Source organism: Acidothermus cellulolyticus 11B (genome assembly GCF_000015025.1).
Lineage (GTDB): Bacteria > Actinomycetota > Actinomycetes > Acidothermales > Acidothermaceae > Acidothermus > Acidothermus cellulolyticus.
Genome location: NC_008578.1, coordinates 911798 through 934310 on the forward strand (window position 1 = coordinate 911798; position 22513 = coordinate 934310).

The following is a 22513-nucleotide window of genomic DNA, read 5'->3' on the forward strand; positions in this document are numbered from 1 at the left end:
GCGGCAATGCGAATGTAGCGGAAAATCCTGAATGAGTGTTTTCGTCCCTGGCCGTCGATAAAATAGGCACCTACCCATGACCGGGTCGACGCGCGTGTCGGTGTGGACTGCCGGGTCGGCGCGGACCAGTGGTAGGAGCGGCTGGCCGGGGCTGCGCTCAATGCCAGCGGCGTTCGGGTGGCCGGATCGGCAGCAAGGGCCGGACAGGCATCGACGACCGGTCAGGTATGCCTCGCCGGGCGCTGCCAACCAGCCGCGCCAGCACGGCCCCGGCCAGCCCCGCCGCCGCGCCGACCCGGCCACGACCCCCCGGGGCCGCGCACGACCGGGCCACACGCCCCGCCGGAGAGACACGGACCGCAGGATGGAGGAGCCAGCGGCAATGAACCGGATCACCTTCCTTCACACGGCTGACTGGCAGCTCGGCAAACCATTCGCCCAGGTCGCCGATCCCGACAAGCGGTCCGCGATCCGAAAGGCGCGGATCGACGTCCTCGACCGTATCAGCGAAATCGCAGCCCGTGAAGGTGCGGCCTTCGTCGTGGTCGCCGGCGACCTCTTCGACTCCACGACCGTGGACAAACCGACGGTCTCCGCCGCCTGCGCCGCCATTGGACGGTTTCCCGTACCGGTCCTCGTGATACCCGGCAACCACGACCACGGTGGCCCCGGCTCCATCTGGCAGCAACCCTTCTTTCAACGGGAATGCGCGCAGCTGGCCCCGAACCTGACCGTGCTGCTCGAACCCGCCCCCGTCCTGCTCGAGCAGGCTGTCATCCTGCCCTGCCCGTTGCTGCACCGCGCGGTATCCGGCGATCCGTCTGCGTGGCTGCACGACAGCACGACCTTCGACGCGCTGCCGCCGGATCTGCCGCGGATCGTGGTCGCACACGGCTCGACCCAACGTTTTGTCGGCGGTTGGGCTGACGATGACGAGGAAGACCCCGTCACCAATTTCATCGATCTCGACCGGTTGGAGCGCATGCCCATCGACTACGTCGCCTTAGGTGACTGGCACGGGACGCTGCAGGTCGGCGTCCGCTCCTGGTACGCCGGCACACCCGAACCCGACCGCTTCCCGAAAGGCGACGACCAGGACCCCGGCAACGTTCTCGTGGTTCGCGTGGCCCGCGAAGAATTACCGGAGGTCCAGCCGATCCGCACCGCGCGGCTTTCCTGGCGGCGAATGACGTGTGCCTTCACCGACGACGCGTCGCTGGACACCGTCGCAGACGACATCGGCCGGACCGTCGGAGACCGGGCCGGCGAAACGCTGCTCCGACTCGCGCTGAGCGGTTCGCTGGGCATTGAGGCGCACACCCGGCTTGAGCAGCTGCTCGATTCGTGGCAGGCCCGTCTCGCCTGGCTCAAAATAAGCGGGGACGTGCGCGTTGCCCCAACGGACGCCGAAATCGCCGAGCTGGCAAGGCGTCCCGCCGATCCGCTGATCGCCGGTGTCGCAGCCGCCCTCATCGCTCGGGCTACCCGGGCCGCTCTTCCGGACGTCGCCCACGACGCTCTGGCGACCGAGGTCCCGGCCGCCGAGCCCGCCGCCCCGCCCGCCCCGGACGCCACCCCGCCCGCCAGCCCGGACGACGACTCCGCCATCCCGGCCGCCGAAGCCGTCACCCCGCCCACCAGCCCGGACGACGACGCGCACGTGGCCCAGCTTGCGCTGCGTTTGCTCTACGAGGCCTGCCGTCAGGAGGCGACGATATGAGACTCGACTCCGCTACCGTCCGCCGCTATCGGCTGCACCGGGACCTCACGGTCGAATTCGACCCGTCGCGCACGCTGATTACCGGAGATAACGAGACCGGCAAGAGCACGCTGGTCGAGGCGATTCACCGCGCCCTCTTCCTCAAGGCCACTGTCACCGGCAGCGTCCTCGCGGAGATGCGGTCTCACCTGTACGGCAGCTATCCGGAGGTGGAACTCCGGTTCACCGTCGGCGGTGACACGTACCAGCTGCGCAAACGCTTCGCCGGCCAGCAAGGCACCGCAACCTTGAGCCAGGTCGGCGGCCGAACCTGGCACGGCGAAGAAGCCGAGGAACGGCTTGCCGAGCTGCTCGGCGTCGAACCCACCGGCGGCGGCCGGGGCATCGATAAACGGCTCAACGCCCAGTGGGCGCATCTGTGGGTCTGGCAGGGACAAGGCGGCGAGGATCCCGCCCAATACACGGCCGCCCACAACCAGCAACTCCTTCAGCAGCTGCAGCGCGTCGGCGGTGCGGTGGCCATGCAATCTGCCCTGGACGGCCGGGTCGCTGAGCATTTCGCGCAGCTGTACGACCGCCTGTTCACCCAGACCGGAAAGGAAAGAGCCGGGTCAGACCTGGCCGCCGCCAAAACCGCTTATGAGCAGGCCCGGGAGCGGTTCGAGCAGGCGGCGCTGCGCCTTGAGCGCGTCGAAACCGCGATGAGTGACTTCGAGCACGCCGAGGAAACCATCCGCGAGGCCGCCGCCAGCCGGGAGGACGCCCAGCGGCAACTCCAGGCGGTCAACGAAAAATTGGAGAAACTCACCAGACTGCGCGACCAGGAGCAGGCGCAGGCCCGTGAATTGGCCGAAATCCAGGGCCGGTTGGCGGCCGTTGAAGAGACCGACCGGAAAATCCGGGAGTACCAGGACCAGGCCCGAAAGCTGCAGGACGACGCCGTCCCCTTGCACGCCAAGCTGGCGGACGCCGACCAGCGCTTGCGCGATGTACGGGACCAGGTAGGCCGCGCGCAGAAAATCCGTGACGAGGCGGCGGAAAAAGCCCGGCAGGCCCGCAGAATCCGGGATTTGGCCGTTGCGTATGAACGGATGCTGGACGCCGAGCAGCAGCATCAGGCTCTCGCCCTGCGGGTGGCGGAGATCGAACGCCACGAGCAGACCATCCGGGAACGCGGCAGCCGGCTTGCCCAGCTCCCGGCCATTGACCGAAACGACCTGGAGGAGCTTCAGGAGCGCGATCGCGAGCGCGGCGAGGCCGACGCCCGTCTGACCGCAGCTGCGCCGGAAATTGAACTGCTCGAATCCTCCCTGCCCGTGCGGCTCGGCGACCGGGCGCTGTCGCCCGGGGAGCCGGTGAGAGTTCTAGAAACCACCGAATTGACAGCCGGCGACCTGCGGGTGCGCATTCACCCCGGCCGTGGGGAGAATCTCGCGTCCCTTCGGGCCCGGATCGCAGAACTCGGTCGCGAGATCCAGGAAAAGCTGGACCGATGGGGGCTGCCGGGGATCGCCGAAGCCGCTGCGGTTGTCGTGCAACGGCAAGAGATTCAGCAGGAGATCGACCGGCTGCAGGCGGCGCGTGAGGCGCTGAATCCGGAATCGACCCGGGCGCAATTCCAGGAGGCCGAGCAGCGCCTGATCGCCGCCCGGGCCGAACGGGACCGGCTGCAGCCAACCGTGGGCGACGGGTACGCCGTCCCGGGAAACCTTGAGGCCGCCCGGCACCAGGTTGACGAGGCACAACAGCGCGTGGATGAGGCCGAAGCCGGCGAGCAGCACGCCGCCGGCGTCCTGGAGACCCTGACCGCGGAGTTGGCGCAACTCACCGCGGATCGGGAGAGCGTCGAGCAATCGCTCCGGGAGCTCCAACGCCAACAACACGAAGCGGACGCCGCAATTCGCGTCCTCGTCGAACAAGCCGGCGACGAGACCCAGCGCCGCAGCCACCTCCAGGAATTGCACGAGGCGGTTCAGACCCTGGAAAAACGCCTCGAAGAAACCCGTGCTGCGATCGCCGAATTACAACCCGACCTTCTCGACGCGGATCGGGAACGCCTCGAGCGTGTCCTCCACAACGCCCAGGAAAGCATCCGGCTGTCGGAACAGCGGCGGGCCGCAGCCCACGCGCTCCTGCAGACCGACGGCAGCACGGATCCCCGCGCCGAATACGCCCACGCCCGGGCGCAGCTGGCTGAGGCCGATGAGCGGCGGAAGGCCGCGGAGCGTTACGCAGCCGCCGTCCGGCTGGTGCACGAACTCTTCGCCGCTCAGCAAAAACAGCTTGCCGAGCATTTCTCGCGGCCGCTGGCTGAAAAAATCACCACCTACCTTCAGCCCGTGTTCGGACCCCGCGTGCAGGCGGTGGCGAAATTCGACGGCAACGATTTCAAAGGCGTCGAGCTGGTTCGCCCGGCCCTGGACGCCGCGCTGCCGTTCGACGCGCTCAGCGGCGGGACACGCGAACAGGTGGCCGCCGCGGTACGCCTGGCGATCGCCGAACTGCTGGCGGCCGACCATGACGGCACGTTGCCCGTCGTCTTCGACGATGCCTTCGCCAATTCCGACCCGCACCGCATCGCGCTGCTGCAGCGCACCCTCGACCTCGGCGCCCGCCGCGGCCTCCAGATCATCGTTCTGACCTGCCACGGCACCTCCTATTCCGCGCTGGGGGCCCGGCACATCGAGCTCGAATCACCGAGAGCACCTGCGGATTCCCGCCCGGTGTCGGTGACCGATCCTGCGCAGTAGCTGATTCCGCCGCGGGCAGGGCTGAACCACGGCCCCGCTGTGCAGACCACGCCGGACGGCGTCCGGCCGAGACGGCCTCGCGTGGAGTGGCCGACTCGCGTGGAGTGGCCGACTCGGCTGCCTGTCCCGAAGACGCAACACCTGTCGGAATGAACCCTAGGCTGCGGGTATGACGACCCCGCGGGTGACCGCGCGTGATCCGTACGTCGACCTGGTGCGTGCGATTGCCATCACGCTGGTCGTCATCGGCCACTGGCTTCTTTCGAACGTCACCTACCACGGCAGGACATTCAGCGCCGAGGACGCCATCACCGGCGTCTCCTTCGGGCCGTGGCTCACCCTGCTTTTTCAAGTCGTACCGCTGTTTTTCTTCGTCGGCGGCTACGCGAACGCGCTCTCGTGGAGTCGTCGCCGTGCGGAACGGTATTCGTGGCTTGGATGGGTCCGGCAACGCATGCGCCGCCTCCTCGTGCCGACCGGCGGTTACGCCGCCGCCATCGTGGCCGTGGTGGTGCTCTGTCGCCTGCTCGGCGTCTCCGCCGCCAACACGGCCTTGGCTGCATGGGGTGTCGCCTTTCACCTGTGGTTTCTTTCGGTCTACGCGGTCATCCTCTTCCTCACTCCGCTTCTCTTCGCCTTGCACGAGCGTTTCGGCATTACCGTCGTGCTGGTCATGGCCGCGTTTGCCGCTGTTTTCGACGTCGGGACCGTATTCGGGCATTGGCCGCTTGTCGGATGGGCGAATTACGTTCTGGTCTGGGGCGCGTTCCACCAGCTGGGCTTTTTCTGGCGGGACGGCGCTCATGTGCAGTACCGGCGGCGTCTTCCGCTTGTCATCGGTTGCTGCGTTGCCGTGCTCAGTCTCCTTATCGGTTTTGCCGGATATCCGGTGAGCATGGTGGGATTCCCCGGCGCCCGAATTCAGAACCCGTCACCGCCGTCTGTGGCGTTGCTCACCTTCGGGCTCGCGCAATGCGGCCTGGCCGCCTGGGTGGACCCGTGGGTGCGCGGCTGGTGGGACCGGGTCACACCAGCTCGGCTGCGCGCCGCCGTGCGCTTTCTCGCAGTCTCCTCGATGAGCCTGTATGTGTGGCACATGGTGCCGGTCCTCATCGTCTCGGTCATCGGCTATCCGCTGCATTTGCTTCCCCAACCAACCGTGGGTTCCTTTTCGTGGTGGATTCAGCGCGTCGTGTGGGTCATTCTGCTTGCCGTTACGCTGGCGGGCGTCGTCGCCCTGCTCGCCGGCTTCCGCCGGAGCGTCAGGAAGCTTCGCCGGGTCGTATCCCTTCCGTTCGTGCCGGCCCGCCGGGAAGCCGCATCACCGCCCGCGCCGGCCCACCGGAGTATCGCGCTCCGGCGGTTGCACTCGACCGCCCACCCGGCCGCCCAGTCTCCACGGGTGCACTCGACCGCCCACCCGGCCACCGCGCTTCGGTCGGTGCGCGCCGGAACCCTCGGATGTGCCGTCGCCCTGGTGAGCGGTGCGCTGGCCCGGATTGCCTTGCGCGGCTTCGCCCCCCATGGCCGGATCGACGTCGTCACACTTGGCGCACTCGCACTGGGCGGAATAGGTGCGGTCTACCCTGAGCGCGTATCCGACGAGGTGGCGCGCTCTCCATCCGGCCGCAGGACGTCGCCGATCAGCGCTCCGGGGACCGGCGGCGAGAAGTAATATCCCTGCCCGGTCGTGCACCCCAACCTGATCAGCACCTCGCGTTCGTCCTGCCGTTCGATTCCCTCGGCGACGACAGTCAGATCGAACACCCGGCCCAGCTCAACAACAGCGGCGACGATCGCCCGTTTGTCGTCGTCCCCGACTATCCCGGCAATGAGCGTGTTGTCAATTTTCAGCTCGGCTAATGGCAGGTCACGCAATCGCGGCAGCGGCGTCGTCCCCGTACCGAAATCATCACAACTGAGCCGTACGCCGAGATCCCGCAGTTTCTTCGCGACCGCATCCGCTGGGTAAAGCCGGGAATTCAGCGTGGTCTCGGTGATCTCCAGGGTCAGGCGGTCGGCAGGAACACCGTGGAGATGCAGGAGCGTGTCCACGCGGTCAGGAAAGGAAGGGTCGTGGAGGTCCCGTGCGCTGATATTGACGGAGACCGGCAGCGCAATTCCTTTTTGCCGCCAATGCACGGCACTCGCCAGGGCGGCGTCCAACACGTAGCTGGTCACGAGGCCGATCAGTTCACTCTGCTCCGCCGCGGGAAGGAATTCCGCGGGCCGGAGCAGGCCGCGCCGCGGATGCTGCCAACGGAGCAGTGCTTCCACTCCGACCGTACGGCCGGTTGCGAGGTCCACGGTCGATTGGTAATGCAGGACGAGCTGACCGGTTCGCAAGGCGGCGTCGAGTTCCGCGTGCAGCGTGAGGCGCTCGGCGCCGGCCGGGTCGTGCGCGGGCCGGTAATTCTCCACCGCAGGGGAACGGGCATGCCGAGCCGCTTGCAGGGCCACCATCGCACGGCGCAGCAATTCGGCGGAGGTGTCCGCATCCCGCGGGGCGACAGCCAAACCGGCCGCGACGTCGAGCGTCAACGGGAGGCCGGCGACGTCGAAAGGCTCCCGGAGCGCACGAAGAATCGCCCTGCTCATGGCATCGGCTCCCTCCGGGCGGTTGAAATCCCGGAGCAGAACGGCAAATTCGTCCGCACCGAGTCGCGCCACCACGTCCCTGTGGCGTACCCGCGAAGCGAGCCGCATCGCAATATTCGTGAGCAGCTGATCAGCGGCGGAGTGTCCGACGATTGCGTTGATCTGCTTGAAACCCCTGATGTTGACGACGAGCAGGCCCGCGTACGCCGCGCGACGGTGGATGTCCTCGAACGTGTCGTCGAGCGCGGCGAGGAGCGCCGGACGGTTCGCCACACCCGTGAGGTCGTCACGCCCTGCGTGTTCGCTCGCGCGACGGTGCGTTGCGGTCGTGCCGCCGCCTTGGAGCTGAGATACCGGCGTGGCCGGCAGGCCGGCGTGGTCGGTGCAGTCGGCTCCGTCGGCGCCGTCGGTGTCGTCGCTCGACGCGTTCGCCGCTGCCGATGTCACCGGTGTCGAGGAATCTTCCACCGGCCGCCGTTGAGCGGGGACGAGCGCTCGAGACGCATCGCGGTAGTTGCGATCTGACCATCGAGAAATCGTGTGCCATCGCTCGTTTTCGTCAGCATCGCGCGTCTGCGCGCCCGGCTCTCGGCGGGATCGCCGACGGAGAAATCCAGCGAAGCACATGAGGACCTATGACTCCTGCCCATGCTCAAGCGTGCGCAGGTACCAGAGGGCGAAAAGGCCCGGCATAGGCTGCGGACAAATGCTCCCCCTACCGACGGAAAAGCTGAGAAATACGACCGTGCTCACGGCAGCGAGAATGGCGACGCCGGCCGGCTGCGCCGTGCGCAGCAGCTGTTGACGTTGCGGGCCCGTGACGACGGTCACCTCGCACCTCGACGGTGATGATTTCGTGGTCAGTCTACGGAACCGCGAGCGCGTGTGGGTCGCAATTGTCCTGATCGATAGGGCTACCCGTAGGGCCGTCATCACCGGGAAAACTCTGCGACATAACGGCGTCCGCGTTCGCCGTGCGCCGCGCCTGATGCCGTGCGTACCGCACGGTGACACCGTCCGCGGCTGCCGGAAGCCGCGTGCTGTCAGCCGGAAAGCCGCCATTCGTTGCGGTTGAAGCGTCGCTTCGCATGCGCGCATCACCGTCCGTGAAATTGCGACTGTCGCAGGCGCGCTGGGGTTGCGGTGTGGCCAGGACTTTTCGTCGCAAGTCGCGGTCGGGGAGTCGCTTCGTCTTGCGTGCACCGGAAAACGCTGTTCGTCGCAACCGCATGGCGGTGACGTCGCCGCAATTTTCCGGTGCCCCTCGTCCGCTGGCCGTCGCTCGGGGTGCCCGCTAGCCGTCGTCCTGGTTACGGCGGGGGTGCGCCGTATCCGTAGCGGCGTTGCGTGTCAATGCCGCACGGAGCTCCGCCCGCACCTCCTCCAGTAACGCCGTCCGTAGCTTCTGCAAATCGGCTCGCGTCGCCGGCTGGGCGCCGTCCCGGAGCGTCACCGTGATGGCGCCGCTCGGCTCGAGCACAGCCCGCGCAACGTCGGAGACGTCGGTCGCACCCTGCCGGCGCAACGCGAGCCGGATGTCGGCGACGCGCAGACCGAGCCGGTGAATCGTCGACGTACGCGGTCGGCCGTTCTCGACGATGACAAATTCCGGGCCTTCGAAGAGCCGGACCAACCGCCGATGCCGGTTGACCAGGCGGACCACGACGTTGTTGAGCGCAACGAGGACGAGAGCGCCGATGAGGCCGCCGGCGAGGCTGTTGTCATTGCCGATGATCGCGTTCTGGACGACGTTGGACAGCAGCAGCATGACGACGAGGTCGAAGGTGTTCAGTTGGGCGAGGTCGCGCTTGCCGGCGAGCCGCAGCAGGATGGCGATTCCGGCGTAGACCGCGACCGTCCTGATGATCTTCTCTGCGAGCGGGATCTGCAGATGAAAAAGATCATGCAGCATGGTCGACCGTCCTTAGTGGGTGCACGTCTCGACGCACTGCTCCCGGGCCGGCAGACGTCGCGGCGCCGTTCGCTTTCGCGAGGACGCTACCGCGTCGCGAATCGTGCCGTAGCCAGGCGCGCGGAATGAGACACGCCGGTGCAATGTGATCAGCGGCGTCGTCCTGGCCGCGTACCGGCGGCAGACAGGCCCGCAGAGCCGGTACGCTGGCCCGACGGCGTCCGCCCGGGCGGTTGCGTGGCGGGATAGGCTCAGGTACCGGCGCGACGCCGCGGGCCGCGGTGCTGCGGGCCCCGACGATCCCTCGATGTCGCGGGCGCGGGGCGTCGATACCGGAGTACGTCAGGAACGGCAGATGCCACGGGGCGGTAGCTCAGCCGGTTAGAGCTGCGGACTCATAATCCGCTGGTCGCAGGTTCGAGTCCTGCCCGCCCCACGCAGTTTGCCCAGATCACCCACGCAGTTTGCCCACGTCAGAGGCCGTATTCCAGGTCATGTCCCCTTCGCCTGGAAAGGCTCGTGCTAACCCCCTGCTACCCAACTTCGGGCGAACGGAACGGTGGCACGGGGCAGGGCAGTATCAGACCGCGGACCCCCGGAACGGCCAGCGGATCTGGGGCGTCATCGACCAGCTGCCTCGCGGATTCGACGGACGGCGGCGGAAGAAGTAGATCCAGGGGTTCCCGAGCAAGCGCGCCGCCCAGGTGAGGCTCACCGAGGAGTTGAACAAGCTCGACGGAGGGGGTTCGCAACCGTCGATGCCGCGAAGTAGTCGCCGCTCCGTGCGGATCGACCTCTCGCACCCGTGACCCCGCCGTGGCAGCTATCCCCTGCGTGCTCGCACTTGTCGACACCACGGGAGCCGTCCGGAGTTGATGTAGATGACAAGGAGATCCTCGGGGACGTTCGCGAAGCCAGCATCGGTCGTGACGATTACACGGCCGCTATATTCGACCGCCGTCGCGGCGTGGACGGCATCGTAGGACTGAAGCCCGTAGCGATCCATGAGTTCCGAGACAGCGGCGTAGACGGCATCGACCGGCACTATCGCGTACGTGAAGGCACTCAGCAGCTCCTGCCAAGCGCCCATGGTCGTCTCGATCAGCGTGCGGGCCATTCGAAGCGTCCGACCGTCGTGGCGTCGCCGCTTCCAATCCCTGGGGTAGCGCTGGATGAGGGGATAGCGGAAGGCGACCTCACGCAGCTCAAGCTCCAGGAGGCGATTGAAGACGAGCTGTGTCCCGTGTGCGGCGAGGGACTCCAGGAACCGGCGAGCCGCATCGTGGTGCGGCTCCGCGCTGAGGAGCGCATTCACCGCGAAGCTGGAATCAAGGGTGGCAACGTCCGGTATCGGGCAGTCTCGCGATTCAAATGAGTAGACGTTCCGGGGAAGGGGCGGGCGACCCTGCCTGGGCACGCTTTATCTGATGGCCTTCAGCGCCGACGTCCTCGTTCGCACGCGAGACGTCGCCCGCCGTACCGTGGCTTTCTTCGCGGCAGGCGACGCCATCTTGGCCTTGGTCACTATGACCCCCGAGGCCCTATCCTCCCTGACCTTGACCTGCGACATCGCCGACCTCCTCTTGACCACATGTTAGACGAGGGCAGCAGGGATCGGCTCCGCCTTCCTCCCTGGTGCGCCCCAGGAGGGGCCCCTGACCTGGACGGGCCGGCTCGCGACGGCCCCGGACGGACGGGGGAGCACGGACGCCGCAAGACTCATAATCCGCTGGTCGCAGGTTCGAGTCCCGCCCGCCCCACCATCAGATGGCCAGTGACCGGTAGGGCGTTCGGCCGTACCGCCCGATGGGTGGACGCAGCCGCGGTTTCAGCCACGCCGTGACGATCACTCCGAATGCGAAGCCGATGACGTGGGCCAAGTACGCGACGCCGCTGCCCTGGGCGACGGCGCTGCCGGTTGCATAGAACCACTGCAGGAGGAACCAGCCGCCAAGGACGAGCCACGCCGGCAGCGGTAACGGGATGAAGAAGAGGAACGGCACCAGCGACGTGACCCGCGCTCTGGGCGAGAGGATCAGGTACGCGCCCAGGACGCCGGCGATCGCACCGGATGCTCCGATGATCGGCGTATCGGAATTCCGGAACGCCAACGCGAAACCGTAGGCGGCGACGTACCCGGAGACAAGGTAGAAGAGGAGGAAACGGAACCGGCCGAACCGGTCCTCCACGTTGTTCCCGAAAACGTACAAAAACAGCATGTTGCCGAGGATGTGCAGCCAACTGCCGTGGAGGAACATCGACGTCAGCACCGAGAGCGCCGGGATTTTGTGGGGGAAGTAATGGGCGCACACGATCCGGCCGAAGGCATTGACGTATGCGTGCCGTTCCGGCTCGTTTGTGATCAATTCATGGGGAATGGCCGCGTAGTGGTCGAAGAACCGGTACTGGCCGCAGACCGTCGCCGCCGTGCCATGGTGCAGCACAGCGAAGTGGTGGATCGGTTCGAGGAGAAAGACGACAAAGTTGATCGCGATCAGCGTGTAGGTGACCACCGGGGTGCGGAGCACCGGATTGCGGTCGTGGATCGGTATGACCATGCGTGCAGTCTTCCCCATCCGTTGCCGATCTTTAGCGGAGGTTGGGGCAGCTGGTCTGGCGGAAGTTGGGGCGGCTCGTCTGGCGGAGGTTGGCGCAGTCGATCTTCAGCGGAGGCCACTTGGCCCGCCTGCGGGTTGCTGATCCTGGACGCGGCCGGCCCGGATTCCGCCGTCAGAGCCGCCGCTGTCCCGCTAAGCGCCGCGGGCGGCAGCTGCGCAGGGCTCTTCGGAACTCTCCGGCGATTTTCCTCAACTAGGCCGGTCAAATATGCGAAAGATAGCCGTGCGAGAGGTCTACGTCGGCCGCCAGCCGATCGTCGATCGTGAGCTGACGGTGCTCGGGTACGAGCTGCTCTTCCGGCACGGTCCGCACGCCCTCCGCGCCGCCGCCGACGATGATCGCGCTACCGGCCGGATCATCGTCAATACCTTCGCCGAGCTCGGACTGCAACGGTTGGTCGGCAGCCGGCTTGGCTTCATCAACGTGACCCGGCCCTTCCTCGTCGGGACCTTGCCGCTGCCGTTCGCGCCCGCCGACGTCGTCCTGGAAATTCTGGAAACGGTCGTCATCGACGACGACTTGCTCGACGGCGTACGACGCCTCCGCGCGGGCGGATACCGACTCGCGCTCGACGATTTCCGGGCTGACGACGCCGAGCGGGTGCGCCGGTTGCTTCCGCTGGTCGATTACGTGAAGGTCGACGTGCTCGACCAGTCACCGTCGGCGATCGCGCGGAGCGTCGAGTACTGCCGAAAGTGCTCGGGTGCCCGTCCGCCGGCGCTCATCGCCGAGCGGGTCGAGTCACTGCCGGTGATGCGCGACTGCGTCAACCTGGGATTCTCGTATTTCCAGGGATATCTGCTGGGCCGGCCGGCTACGGTGTCCAGCCCGACGCTGTCGCCAGCGACGGTCACCTGCATGGAATTGCTCAACCGCCTCGCCAAGCCGGACATCACGTACGACGAGCTGGAAGAAATCGTCCGGATGGACGTCGGTCTGAGCTACCGGGTGCTCCGCGCGGTCAACTCGGCGGCCGCTGGCCTGGTCCGTCCGATCTCCTCGGTGCGGGAGGCGCTTGTCCTCCTCGGACACCGGCAACTGCGCGCCTGGGTGCTGCTCATGGTCCTCGCCGATGCCAGCGACATCGTGGAAGAGCAGTTGTCGGTCGCGATGACGCGGGCGCGGATGTGTGAGCTGCTCACGGCGTACCTTCCGGGCGCGAATCCCGACGCGGCCTTCCTCACCGGGCTGCTCTCGAGCCTTGACTTTCTCCTCGGCGTACCGATGACCGAGGTCGTTGCCCGGCTGCCGCTGGACGACACGATCGCCCGCGCCCTTGTCGACGGCGAGGGGCCGCTAGGGGAGATTGTGCGGATCGCGAAGGCGTACGAGGTGGCCGACCTCGAGACCCTTGCGCTCTGCCCGGTGGATCTTGCTGATCTGGCGCCGGCCTATTTGAACGCCTTGGCCTGGTCCATGGCCACGGTTGGCGAAGCGGTCACGGCCTAATCCGGCTCGAGATCCCGGCTCACCGGCTAAGCCGGCTCCGGGTGGGATCCTGCCGCACCGGCTGGCGGCGTCTGCCGCGCGCGTGACCGCACCTTCGGGACCTCGGACAGATCCTCGGCGAGGGTCTCCACCGCCGCCGAGGACGGCGATGCGGCAGCCCGGTTGGCACGTTGCAGTTCGAGGAAAACCTCTTCGCGGTGGACGTCGACGTCGCGGGGGGCTTTGATGCCGAGCCGGACCAGGTCGGATCGGACCTCCAGCACGGTTACGGTCACATCTTGCCCGATCATGATGCTTTCGCCAACGCGGCGGCTGAGCACGAGCACCCGGCGCTCCCTCCATGGTCGGCCAGTCGGCCGATTCTAACCGACGTCCCGGGTTCGTGCCGGACGGTCGCGCGGGGCTGTCGAAGTGGGCGACGAGCTGGTTAGACGCGGGAAGTGACAGAAGTGCGCGCGGCGCGCGGCGGAGGAGTGCCGGACGATGGCGTGGAGCGCGGGGGAGGCCCGCCGGTCGCGGGGCTGTCGATCGGGTCAGGTCGGTCGGCGGAGCGGTTCGCGCAGCGAGTATCCGCTGCCGACCAGCGGCACCTGACTCGCCATCCCGGTGTGCACGTTGACGACGATCGGTGCAAAGAGGTTCGCCGTCGTCTCCGCGATGGTCGGTCCGACGGTGAGGAGCACGAGCAGGACGGCGTCCGCCGAGCTGGTCAACTCCAGCCGTTCCGCCGTTTCGTCATCGATTTCCGGGGCGTACTCCGGGAAGAACGGAAACGGCGCCGCCGCGACAAACTCCAGACCGGGCAGGTCGAGGCAGACCATCCGGAACAGCAACGGCGTGTCCGGCCGGACGCGGACCAGGGCAAAGCGGTGGGCGTCGGGAAAGCCGGCCAGTGACCCGGCCACATTGATAATCGGTACGTCGACCGCGGTCGCTGTCACCGTCGTCCTCCGATCTGCCGTGTACGGCACGTTCGTCCCATTCCGTTGCCCGGTTGCGGCATTCCGTCCATTGACCGGTTGCGCCATCCGCCTTCTGCTATCGCAGGAAATCTGTGAGCGACATTTGCAGCACCCGGGCCATCGCGGCAAGGGACGCCTGGTAGCTGACCTGCTGCATGGTCAGCTCGGTGACGGCCTGGGCCGTGTCCACGTCCTGGACGTCGGACAGGTTCCCGGTGAGCGTGTTGAGCTTCTGACCCGCGGCGTTATTCATGGCGGTGATCCGGTTGTACGCCGCACCCTCCGTCGCCTGGGCGCTCGTCATGCGGTCGAGGGCGCCGGCGATGAGGGAGAGGTCGTTGCTCAGATTTCCGGGATTGTTCTGCAGGTCGGACGCGATGGTGTCAAACATGGTGAAGACGTCATTTCCCGGGGGGCCGAACGCCTGGGCGGCGTCGATATTCACCTTGACCTGGACATTATCCCCGACCGTCCGCAGCACGGAGCCGGTATCACCTTGGTACACAACGGTTCCCGAGCCGTTGACGGCGTACGCGACGGGACTTGATGTCGTCCCGCCGAAGATCGGCCGGTTCTGGTACGTCGTATTGGCCACCGCCAGCATTTGTTCTTTGAGGCTCTTCACTTCTTCCAGAATGCTGGCGCGGGCGGTCGCGTCGGCGGTTCCGGTATTTGCGGCCTGCGTCGTGAGCACCTGGAGACGCTGCAGGATGTTGACCCCGGTCTGCAAGGCGTTGTCGGCGATGCCGAGCCAGGCCAGGCCGTCGTTGGCATTCCGCTGATACTGCTTGGTCCGGGCGATTTGTTCGTTGAAGAGCATCGCCTGGCCGGTGCCGACCGGGTCGTCCGACGGCTTGCTGATGCGTCGTCCTGAACTGAGCTGCTGCTCCAAGGTGCTCAGCCGTGAACTGCTGGACTGCAAACCCGCCAGCATCAGCGACGTAACCGCATTCTGGGTGACCCGTAGGCTCATCGGCTGCTCCGTCCGTCCATCAGGCGAGTGTGTGATTAATGAGCGTGTCGAGAATCGAGTCGATCACGCTGAGGTATTTGGCCGCCGCATCATACGCGTGCTGGAACGTGATGAGATTGGTCTGCTCCTCATCGAGGTCGACCCCGGAGGCGGAATCGCGCGACGCCTCTACCTGGTTGACGACGCTCTGCTGCGTCGTCGTGCGCTGCTGAATGGTGTTGGACTCCGACCCGAGCGCAACAATCATCTTTCGGTACGCCGCATCCGCGCCCGTGCCTGACATGTTCGCCAACGCCTGGGCGTTCCCGCCGTCCAGGCTCGGCTGGCCGGCGCTGGGTGGGACGGAGGACGCGGCGACCAGAGCCGGATCAGTGATCGCCACTTTGATGGTGGCCGCCGTAGTGCCGGTTGGATCGAAGAAATTCCCGCCGGCGTTGCCGTTCAGGTCGTATCCGAGCTGGTGTTGGGTGTTCACCGTGGTGACCAGCTGGTTGGCGACACTGTCGAGCTGACCGGCGTACGACGGGATCGTCACGTTGAGCGCCGTGAGCAGCGCCGCTCCCTGGCCGGAGCTCACCGCGGCCGTTGTCCCGGTATCGGTCCAGGTCAGGGTGACGGGTGTCGTCGAAACCTGGTCGATGGCCGTTCCGCCGCCGAGCTGAAGCTGGCGCGCGAGACTACCGGAAACAAGCGACGATCCGCCCAGCAGGACGTCCGTGGATCCGTCGGTCTTCGGTTTTGTCGTCACACCGACGAGGCTTGCCAGCTTGCGGATGAGCACGTCACGCTGGTCTTCCAGGTCGTTGGGTTGGTTGCCGGCACTGGTGGCCGCGACAATCGCCTTGTTGAGCGCGGCGATGTCTTGTGCCGCGGCGTTGACTTGGTCGACGACGGATTGCAGTGACTGGCGGGAGGACGCCCATTGCGCGGACAGCGCGCCGGCCGCGACATTCAAGCCGCTGGCCAGCGCCTGCGCGTCACCGATGAGTGCGGTGCGAGCCGCGGTGTCCGCTGGGTTGTTCGCCACGTCGTCCCAGCCGTTCCAGAAGGTGGTGAGCAACGATTGGATGCCCGTCGTGCTCGGCTCGCCGAAGGAATTCTCAATGTCGGCAAGGGTCTGCTGGCTGCCCTGCAGAAACGCCAGTGTGCCGTTCTCCGTATTCGCCCGCTGTTCGAGGAAGGCGTTCTGCAGCCGCTGCACCTCGGAGACCACGACACCTGCGCCGACCCCGTCGGATCGGGAATACATCGCCGGGACGACCGAGCCGCCGATGCCTTGAAAAACCGCACGCTGCCGGGTGTAACCGCTCGTGCTCGCGTTGGCGATGTTCTGTCCGGTGACTTCGAGCGCCTTGCGTTCCGCTTGCAGCGCGGTCAGCGCCGTGGATAACGATCCGAATTCGGTGCCCATCTTAGATGGCCTCGTCCAGAAGGCGCGGCGACCGTGTGGTGCTCTGCAGCCGGCCGGTCGCGGTGTAACCGTCGGCGGTGGCGCCGCGGAGACTGCGCAAGGCGGCTTCCGCCGAGTGGTACGCCGACGTCACGAATTCCCGGTTTGCTTCAGCAAGCGAGGTGATTTCCTGCGTGAGCCGGAGAAACGCTTCCCGATGTGCGCGCAGCAGATCGCTCCACGGGGGAGGGGCGGCGTCCGCGAGCTGGGCGAGACTCGGATTCGGTTCCAGGCCGAGGGTCGCCGCCACCGCGTCCACTTCCACTGCTCGGGTAAGCTCGGTGAGCCGGATTTGTTCGAGAACCAGCTCGACCTCCCGGGTGGCGCGCGCCAACCATCGTGCCTTGCCGGCGGCGAGGAGCAGCTGCTCCTCCTCCAACTTGAAGAGCAGGACGTCGAGCAGCTCTCGCTCACGCCAGAGGATGTCGGAGACCTCGGCGAGGCCCATCCGATACACCTCCTCGTCGGGGTCCTCGGTTGCTTCGCCCATCGGCGGTCCCGGTAGCGAGCTGAGCGGTTTTGCCGCGTTGTGTGTTGGGCCGTTCGGGTGAGGTACGACGGTCCGCTAAGGTCACGGCACCGGTGTCCGATGGTGTCGCTGGCCGGAAATTCCCACCGGCCACCGATCCAGCAAGCCCACGGATGGGCTGCCGCGACCCTAGATCAAGGAGGAACAAGCCATGGGTCTGCGCATCAACACCAACGTCGACGCACTCGACGCCTACCGGAACCTCTCGATGACGCAGAGCAAGCTGTCGGACAGCTTGCAGAAGCTCTCCAGTGGTTACCGGATCAACAAGGCTGCGGACGACGCAGCCGGTCTGTCCATCAGCCAGAAATTGCAGGCACAGATCGGCGGTCTCCAGCAAGCCGTGAAGAACGCTCAGGATGGAATCAACGTCGTGCAGACCGCCGACGGCGCCCTCAATGAGGTGCAGTCGATTCTGCAGCGCATGAACGTCCTTGCCGTGCAGGCGGCGAACACCGGTTCACAAGACCAAGCCGCCCGCCAAGCCGCGCAAACGGAAATCCAGCAGCTGAACGCTGACCTCGACGCGATCGGCAACAACACGCAGTTCGGTCAGAGCAAGCTCCTCGACGGATCGTTCGGCAGCTCGGCGGCGGCGAAGAGCTTTGCGGTCAGCGGTGGCTCGGTCACGGCGGCGACCGCCAGCTTCAAGATTTCCGGCACCTTCAACGGCGTCGCCTTGGCAAACGCCACGGTCAACGTCGCCAACGGTACCTACAGCACCGCCAGTTCGTTGCAGACCGCATTGCAGAACGGGATCGACGCGACTCTCACCGCCAACGGCATCACCGCCGGTGCAGTGCAGGCCAGCGTGACCGACGAGGGCAACGGTGTCTGGAAGGTGACCCTGAGCTCGTCCGCGGTGGGCGCCGGTAACACGTTCTCCACGTCTGCGACGACGGGCCTCACCGACGGTAACGGCAATGCCGTCAGCCTCAACGGCACGACCTCGGCGCAGGGCTCCGGCGGTGGTGTGTTCCAGATCGGCGCCCAGGCCGGCCAAACCCAGACTGTCCAGATCGGGGCGGTGAGCGCCAACGCGCTTGGGACCGACACCATCGACCTGGTCAACAACGCAAGCGCTGCTATCGCGACGATCGCGAGCGCTATTACGACCGTGTCGACCGAGCGGTCCAGCCTCGGTGCATACCAGAACGGGTTCCAGCACATCATCAACAACCTGAATGTGACAGTGGAGAACCTGCAGGCGTCCAACTCCACCATCCAGGACACCGATATGGCCCAAGAGATGGTGCACTTCACGCAGGCGCAGGTTCTTCAGCAGGCCGGTGTGTCGATGCTGGCGCAGGCCAACGTCGAAACGCAGGCTGTCCTGAAGCTGCTGCAGTAGCGCACCGTTCGGTGGGGCGACGACAACCCCCGGCCGTCGCCCCACCGGCCGCTCTCGTCAGCTAGAAACGTCCAGACTTGGGAGATCGTCCGGTGACAACGAGCAGCATCAGCGGCAGTAGCAGCAGCAATAGCAGCAGTGGCGTCGGCACATTTGTCAGTAGCACCGGCAGCAACAGCCGGATCGACGGCCTCATCAGCGGTCTCAACACCACCGCCATCATCAACGCCATCATGCAGCAGGCTGCCCAGCCGCAGACCAATCTGAAGAACCAGCTCACCGTTGAGCAGGCGAAGTTGACCGCCTACCAGGGCATCAACCAGCAGCTTGCTGCGCTGCAGAGCGCTGCCGATGCGGTGACGTCGCCCACCACCTGGCAGGCGATGGCGGTCACCTCGTCGTCCGCTTCGGTGACGGCCAGTGTTTCCGCCGGTGCCCAGGCCGGCACGTTTACCTTCGACGTGACTCAGCTTGCCAGCGGTCAGACCTCGGTCTCGGCCAATACTGTCTCGAGCACCTCCACGATCGTCACCACCGGTTCACCGGTCACCCTCACCGTCGGTTCCGGGAGTCCGGTCACCATCAATACCGGCGACGGTTCGCTTGCGGCGGTCGCGGCCGGCATCAACAGCGCGAACCTCGGCGTCCAGGCGTCGATCGTCCAGGTAGGCACCAGCAGTTACCGGCTGCAATTGTCGTCGACCTCCACCGGGGCCGATACGGCGTTCACCATCAGCGGGCTGAACGGCGGCCCACTTGGGTCCTTCAACAACACGTCAACCGCTCAAGACGCCGTCATCACCGTGGGCGCGGGCACCCCTGGGCAGTACACCATTTCGTCGCACACCAACACGTTCAATCAAGTCTTGCCTGGTTTGACCTTCACGGTCAGCCAGGTGGCCAGTGGGGTCAGTCTCACCGTCACGCCCGACGCTAGCGGCATCGCCGATAAGATCAAGGCGATGGTGGACGCCGCGAACGCCGTCCTGTCGTCGATTGATACCGCGACCGCATACGATCCCAGCAACCAGCAGGCGTCCGTTCTCACCGGGGATCTCACCGTCAATCAAATTCGTAACAGTATTCTGAGCGCGGTCAGCTCGATCGTCGGGGCGAATCAGAGTGCGACCAGTGTCGGGCTGAGCGTCACCAAGGATGGTCAGATAACCTTTGACGCCAACGCGTTCCAGGCTGCATACACCGCAAATCCGGCGGCCGCACAGTCGGCGCTCGGGCCGGGCGGCAGTTTCGCTCCCGCGCAATCGGGGCTCACCGGCACGGTGACGTTGCAGAACAGCAGCGACGCGACCGTTCCCGGCAGCTACAACGTGACCGTCACCCAGGCGGCGACCAAGGCGACCGGAACGATTGACACCAGCAGCGGACTCACCGCCGGACAGACCATCACCGTCAGCCTGGGCGGCACCAGCATCACCTACACCGTCCAGTCGGGTGACACGGTGCAGACGGTGGTGGACGGTCTCAACGCTCTTGCCGCGCAGAATTCGCTCGGCGTGTCGGCCAGTGTCGATCCGACGAACGGGTCGCTGATTGACCTGACCGCCAACGGGTACGGCTCGGCGTACACCTTTACCAGCTCGGCAACCGGCGGCCTGGTCGCTTCCGCGGTCACCCCAGGGAAAGACGTCGCCGGCACCATCAACGGCCAGCCTGCACAAGGCGTCGGTCAGCTGCTGTACACCATGCCGGGAACGCCCGGTGTCGACGCCATCACCCTCACGGTGACCCTGACGCCCGCTGATGTCGCCGCTCTCGGCGGTGGGAGCGCGGGTACGTTCACCTACACCGCGGGCGCCGCGCAGGCGCTCGCGCGTGTCGCCGAAACGGCCACGGACCCGGTGCGAGGCAGCCTGACCAGTGTCATCAACGGAGAGAACTCCACCATCGCCGACCTCAATACCCAGATCGCGAACTGGCAGGTGGTCTTGGACACGAAGCAGGCGGCGCTCGAGGCCCAGTGGGCGTCCCTGGAGAGCCAGTTGAGCGCGCTGCAGGCGATGAGTGCGCAGCTCGGCTCGGCCATTCTCTCGTTGCAGAACCAGTCCACCAGCCGGTCGGGTGGGTGAGCGGCATGAATGCGCAAGCCCGGTACCTGGCCGCCTCGGTTGCGACCGCCACCCCCGCGCGGCTGGTCGTCATGCTGTACGACCGGTTGGTGTTGGACATCATTCAAGGCAGGGACGCGCTCGCCGAACACCGCTTCGCGGATGCTGACGCACACCTCCGTCATGCGCAAGACATTGTCTTCGAACTTCGCAAAGGCCTTCGACTTGACGTGTGGGAGGGTGCAGCGCAGCTCGCCAGCATTTACGTCTGGCTCATCAAGGAGTTGATCGGCGCGAATATCTCACGCGATGCCGCCAGGGCCGACGCCTGCCGGCGGCTTGTCGAACCGCTGCGGGACGCTTGGCGGCAGGCGGCGGAGACGGTCGGAGCCCACGATTCCATGGGCGCATCAGCGGTACCGATTGCGAGGGCGGGCTGAATGCACGATCGCTGGTATGCCGCGCTCGAGGCGTTCGGGCAGGCGCTGCTTGACCTCGAAAACGCCATCGAGAGCGATCCACGTACGATTCCGCCGTTCACGTATCGCTTCCCGGCCGATCTGGGGCCGTTACCGTACGAGCTCGGCCAGATCGCCGAATCCCTCTACGCGCGGGCAATGGAGCTCCAAGAAAGAATTCGTGCGATGCAGGGCCTGGTCCGCGCCGAGCACGCTGCAGTGCTTCGCGCGCGTCGAGCCACCAAGCCGGACCAGCCAGCCCCGCACTACGTCGACATCCAGAGCTGAATCACGCCCGATCCGAGTTCCGCCGCCGGTCCGCTCGCCGGTCACTGCTGTCGCCGTTCGGTGCCTCCTTGCACACCGAGCGGTTCAGGCCACGTTCCGGCCTGGTGCGTCTCGCTCCCTCATCCGGCCTGTTACTCCGTCCGTGTGATGCTCCGGAAAATTCCCTAGCTCCGGCGGTGTCGTGCCGAACGGAACGGCGAGCACGGACTGCTCGGCCTTCGCCACGGATGGGCGATTGCTCAAGGTGCGAAAGGCGTACCGTGTTCGACGACCTGACTACGCAGGCGCTGGAAGTCTCAATCGCCGGTCTCTCGGCCCGCCAACGTGCCCTCGCAGACAACGTCGCGAACATCGACACTCCGAATTTTCTTGCCAAGCGGGTCGTCTTTGAAGACAGTCTCAAGGCCGCGATCGCGTCGGGTGATCCGGGCGCCGCGCAGATCACGACGCTGACCTCCTTGGAGCCGACCAACACCAACGGCAACAACGTCAACCTCGACGAGGAGACCGTCTCGGCCATTGACACGGGCTTGAAATACCAGACCGACATTGAAGCGCTGACGGCAAAATATCAACTCCTCAAGACAGCGATCGGCTCTCCCTGACCATTGAGGTGGCGGTGACCTAGATGACGCAATTGTTCGACACGATCGGAATTTCCGGTACGGCCCTCACGGTGAACCGCAAGTGGATGGACGCCATCGCGGACAACGTGAGCAACGCCAACGACGTCGTTCCCGGCGACCAGCCGGTCTTTGCGCCCCGGTACGTCCAGGTGCAGGCGGCGCCTGGCGGCGGCGTCGAGGTCGTCGCCATTCGCTACGGATCAAGCGCCGGCATCGAGTCTTATGACCCGACGAATCCGCAAGCCGACGCCCGCGGCTACGTCCGGCATGCCGACGTCGACATGACATCGCAGATGACCCAGATGATTATGGCACAACGCAGTTACGAGGCGAATCTGGCGATTATGACCCGCGCTACTGACGCGTACAAGCAGGCTTTGCAGCTCGGGAAATAAGACGCCAACCATGGCAGGCATGTGCACGACTGAGGAGAGGTGAGCATCGGTGGTTCCGTCGATCTCCCCACTGCCTGCGGTATCCGGCGCGGCGGCGCTTACCGGATCCTCCGCTGCCGCGAGTACGCAGGCCAATGCCGGCGACTTCGGCACGGCGTTGACCCGTGGCATCGACGCGTTGCAGCAGCTCCAGGCACATGCCGACGACCTCGCAACTCAAGCAGCCACCGGGTCGCTTGCCGACATCACGTCGTACATGATTGCAAGCAATGAGGCGGCGATCGCGACGGAACTCACCACGGCTGTCCGCGACAAGGCCATCGCCGCGTTCACCAGCATCATGAACATGCAGATGTAGTGGGGTGCC

General features: G+C 66.1%; 22 protein-coding genes and 1 tRNA gene. 13 read left to right on the forward strand and 10 right to left on the reverse strand.

What is annotated here, in order from left to right:
* Positions 1-364: 364 nt before the first annotated feature.
* From ACEL_RS04235 to ACEL_RS04245, 3 genes are all read left to right on the forward strand, one after another.
* A complete protein-coding gene (locus ACEL_RS04235) occupies positions 365-1720 on the forward strand; it encodes a metallophosphoesterase family protein (RefSeq protein WP_238378064.1) in 1356 nt (451 codons plus the stop codon).
* Complete coding sequence (locus tag ACEL_RS04240; protein ID WP_011719657.1) at positions 1717-4470, forward strand: AAA family ATPase; 2754 nt, start codon at positions 1717-1719, stop codon at positions 4468-4470. The genes ACEL_RS04235 and ACEL_RS04240 overlap by 4 nt, the downstream gene beginning before the upstream one ends.
* Before the next feature lie 169 nt (positions 4471-4639).
* Positions 4640-6145: an acyltransferase family protein gene (locus tag ACEL_RS04245; RefSeq protein ID WP_011719658.1), complete on the forward strand. Its 1506-nt coding sequence runs from the start codon at positions 4640-4642 to the stop codon at positions 6143-6145.
* Here the strand turns inward: ACEL_RS04245 and ACEL_RS04250 are convergent.
* The 3 genes from ACEL_RS04250 to ACEL_RS04265 all read right to left on the reverse strand — a co-directional run bounded on the left by ACEL_RS04250 (position 6052) and on the right by ACEL_RS04265 (position 8980).
* Positions 6052-7536: a putative bifunctional diguanylate cyclase/phosphodiesterase gene (locus ACEL_RS04250; protein WP_169303187.1), complete on the reverse strand. Its 1485-nt coding sequence runs from the start codon at positions 7534-7536 to the stop codon at positions 6052-6054. The two genes, ACEL_RS04245 and ACEL_RS04250, sit on opposite strands and share 94 nt — an antisense overlap.
* A 165-nt stretch (positions 7537-7701) precedes the next feature.
* Positions 7702-7899 (reverse strand): hypothetical protein, encoded by a 198-nt coding sequence (locus ACEL_RS04255; RefSeq protein WP_041834946.1) that lies wholly within the window; start codon positions 7897-7899, stop codon positions 7702-7704.
* Between the two features lie 463 nt (positions 7900-8362).
* The gene (locus ACEL_RS04265; RefSeq protein WP_011719661.1) at positions 8363-8980 is read right to left on the reverse strand and encodes a DUF421 domain-containing protein; all 618 of its coding nucleotides are present in this window, start codon (positions 8978-8980) and stop codon (positions 8363-8365) included.
* A 362-nt stretch (positions 8981-9342) separates the two neighbouring features.
* On the opposite strand from ACEL_RS04265, the gene ACEL_RS04270 reads away from it, so the two are divergent.
* Positions 9343-9416: transfer RNA gene (locus ACEL_RS04270), tRNA-Ile, on the forward strand.
* Between the two features lie 387 nt (positions 9417-9803).
* Here ACEL_RS04270 and ACEL_RS04275 read toward each other — a convergent pair.
* Positions 9804-10397, reverse strand: a complete 594-nt coding sequence (locus tag ACEL_RS04275; protein WP_011719662.1) for a type II toxin-antitoxin system VapC family toxin — start codon at positions 10395-10397, stop codon at positions 9804-9806.
* A 10-nt stretch (positions 10398-10407) separates the two neighbouring features.
* Here ACEL_RS04275 and ACEL_RS12240 point away from each other — a divergent pair, with 10 nt between their 5' ends.
* A complete protein-coding gene (locus ACEL_RS12240) occupies positions 10408-10578 on the forward strand; it encodes a hypothetical protein (RefSeq protein ID WP_169303188.1) in 171 nt (56 codons plus the stop codon).
* A gap of 165 nt (positions 10579-10743) precedes the next feature.
* On the opposite strand, the gene ACEL_RS04280 is transcribed toward ACEL_RS12240, so the two are convergent.
* On the reverse strand, positions 10744-11538 hold the full coding sequence (locus tag ACEL_RS04280; protein WP_011719663.1) for a rhomboid family intramembrane serine protease: 795 nt from the start codon (positions 11536-11538) through the stop codon (positions 10744-10746).
* Between the two features lie 283 nt (positions 11539-11821).
* Between ACEL_RS04280 and ACEL_RS04285 the strand changes: the two genes are divergently transcribed.
* Positions 11822-13048, forward strand: a complete 1227-nt coding sequence (locus ACEL_RS04285) for an EAL and HDOD domain-containing protein (protein ID WP_041834948.1) — start codon at positions 11822-11824, stop codon at positions 13046-13048.
* A gap of 26 nt (positions 13049-13074) precedes the next feature.
* On the opposite strand, the gene csrA is transcribed toward ACEL_RS04285, so the two are convergent.
* The 5 genes from csrA to ACEL_RS04310 all read right to left on the reverse strand — a co-directional run bounded on the left by csrA (position 13075) and on the right by ACEL_RS04310 (position 16923).
* Positions 13075-13374 (reverse strand): carbon storage regulator CsrA, encoded by a 300-nt coding sequence (gene csrA, locus ACEL_RS12755; protein WP_011719665.1) that lies wholly within the window; start codon positions 13372-13374, stop codon positions 13075-13077.
* 207 nt (positions 13375-13581) lie between these two features.
* The gene (gene fliW / locus ACEL_RS04295; RefSeq protein WP_041835383.1) at positions 13582-13989 is read right to left on the reverse strand and encodes a flagellar assembly protein FliW; all 408 of its coding nucleotides are present in this window, start codon (positions 13987-13989) and stop codon (positions 13582-13584) included.
* 97 nt (positions 13990-14086) lie between these two features.
* The gene (flgL, locus tag ACEL_RS04300) at positions 14087-14983 is read right to left on the reverse strand and encodes a flagellar hook-associated protein FlgL (RefSeq protein ID WP_011719667.1); all 897 of its coding nucleotides are present in this window, start codon (positions 14981-14983) and stop codon (positions 14087-14089) included.
* A gap of 19 nt (positions 14984-15002) precedes the next feature.
* Complete coding sequence (gene flgK / locus ACEL_RS04305) at positions 15003-16394, reverse strand: flagellar hook-associated protein FlgK (RefSeq protein ID WP_011719668.1); 1392 nt, start codon at positions 16392-16394, stop codon at positions 15003-15005.
* A 1-nt stretch (position 16395) separates the two neighbouring features.
* Positions 16396-16923 carry a flagellar protein FlgN gene (locus ACEL_RS04310; protein ID WP_011719669.1) on the reverse strand — a complete coding sequence of 176 codons (528 nt, stop codon included), beginning with the start codon at positions 16921-16923 and terminating at the stop codon, positions 16396-16398.
* A gap of 190 nt (positions 16924-17113) precedes the next feature.
* On the opposite strand from ACEL_RS04310, the gene ACEL_RS04315 reads away from it, so the two are divergent.
* The 7 genes from ACEL_RS04315 to fliE all read left to right on the forward strand — a co-directional run bounded on the left by ACEL_RS04315 (position 17114) and on the right by fliE (position 22504).
* Positions 17114-18313, forward strand: coding sequence for a flagellin N-terminal helical domain-containing protein (locus tag ACEL_RS04315; RefSeq protein ID WP_011719670.1), 1200 nt, complete (start codon positions 17114-17116; stop codon positions 18311-18313).
* Positions 18314-18405: 92 nt separating this feature from the next.
* Entirely contained in the window at positions 18406-20400 is a 1995-nt protein-coding gene (gene fliD, locus ACEL_RS04320) for a flagellar filament capping protein FliD (RefSeq protein WP_011719671.1), read from the forward strand.
* A 5-nt stretch (positions 20401-20405) separates the two neighbouring features.
* The gene (gene fliS / locus ACEL_RS04325) at positions 20406-20819 is read left to right on the forward strand and encodes a flagellar export chaperone FliS (RefSeq protein ID WP_011719672.1); all 414 of its coding nucleotides are present in this window, start codon (positions 20406-20408) and stop codon (positions 20817-20819) included.
* Complete coding sequence (locus ACEL_RS04330; RefSeq protein ID WP_011719673.1) at positions 20820-21125, forward strand: hypothetical protein; 306 nt, start codon at positions 20820-20822, stop codon at positions 21123-21125.
* Positions 21126-21385: 260 nt separating this feature from the next.
* Entirely contained in the window at positions 21386-21730 is a 345-nt protein-coding gene (locus ACEL_RS04335; RefSeq protein WP_041834949.1) for a flagellar basal body rod protein FlgB, read from the forward strand.
* Positions 21731-21753: 23 nt separating this feature from the next.
* The gene (locus tag ACEL_RS04340; RefSeq protein ID WP_011719675.1) at positions 21754-22146 is read left to right on the forward strand and encodes a flagellar basal body rod protein FlgC; all 393 of its coding nucleotides are present in this window, start codon (positions 21754-21756) and stop codon (positions 22144-22146) included.
* Positions 22147-22195: 49 nt separating this feature from the next.
* Positions 22196-22504 carry a flagellar hook-basal body complex protein FliE gene (gene fliE / locus ACEL_RS04345; protein ID WP_011719676.1) on the forward strand — a complete coding sequence of 103 codons (309 nt, stop codon included), beginning with the start codon at positions 22196-22198 and terminating at the stop codon, positions 22502-22504.
* Positions 22505-22513: the final 9 nt, after the last annotated feature.

Bases quoted from the DNA above. Each gene is read 5' to 3' on its own strand.
- ACEL_RS04315 (WP_011719670.1), top strand. From the start codon at position 17,114: ATGGGTCTGCGCATCAACACCAACGTCGACGCACTCGACGCCTACCGG.
- flgL (WP_011719667.1), bottom strand. From the start codon at position 14,983: ATGAGCCTACGGGTCACCCAGAATGCGGTTACGTCGCTGATGCTGGCG.
- ACEL_RS04280 (WP_011719663.1), bottom strand. From the start codon at position 11,538: ATGGTCATACCGATCCACGACCGCAATCCGGTGCTCCGCACCCCGGTG.
- fliS (WP_011719672.1), top strand. From the start codon at position 20,406: ATGAATGCGCAAGCCCGGTACCTGGCCGCCTCGGTTGCGACCGCCACC.
- ACEL_RS12240 (WP_169303188.1), top strand. From the start codon at position 10,408: ATGGCCTTCAGCGCCGACGTCCTCGTTCGCACGCGAGACGTCGCCCGC.
- ACEL_RS04310 (WP_011719669.1), bottom strand. From the start codon at position 16,923: ATGGGCGAAGCAACCGAGGACCCCGACGAGGAGGTGTATCGGATGGGC.
- ACEL_RS04235 (WP_238378064.1), top strand. From the start codon at position 365: ATGGAGGAGCCAGCGGCAATGAACCGGATCACCTTCCTTCACACGGCT.
- ACEL_RS04240 (WP_011719657.1), top strand. From the start codon at position 1,717: ATGAGACTCGACTCCGCTACCGTCCGCCGCTATCGGCTGCACCGGGAC.
- ACEL_RS04340 (WP_011719675.1), top strand. From the start codon at position 21,754: ATGACGCAATTGTTCGACACGATCGGAATTTCCGGTACGGCCCTCACG.
- ACEL_RS04330 (WP_011719673.1), top strand. From the start codon at position 20,820: ATGCACGATCGCTGGTATGCCGCGCTCGAGGCGTTCGGGCAGGCGCTG.
- ACEL_RS04245 (WP_011719658.1), top strand. From the start codon at position 4,640: ATGACGACCCCGCGGGTGACCGCGCGTGATCCGTACGTCGACCTGGTG.
- flgK (WP_011719668.1), bottom strand. From the start codon at position 16,394: ATGGGCACCGAATTCGGATCGTTATCCACGGCGCTGACCGCGCTGCAA.
- ACEL_RS04265 (WP_011719661.1), bottom strand. From the start codon at position 8,980: ATGCTGCATGATCTTTTTCATCTGCAGATCCCGCTCGCAGAGAAGATC.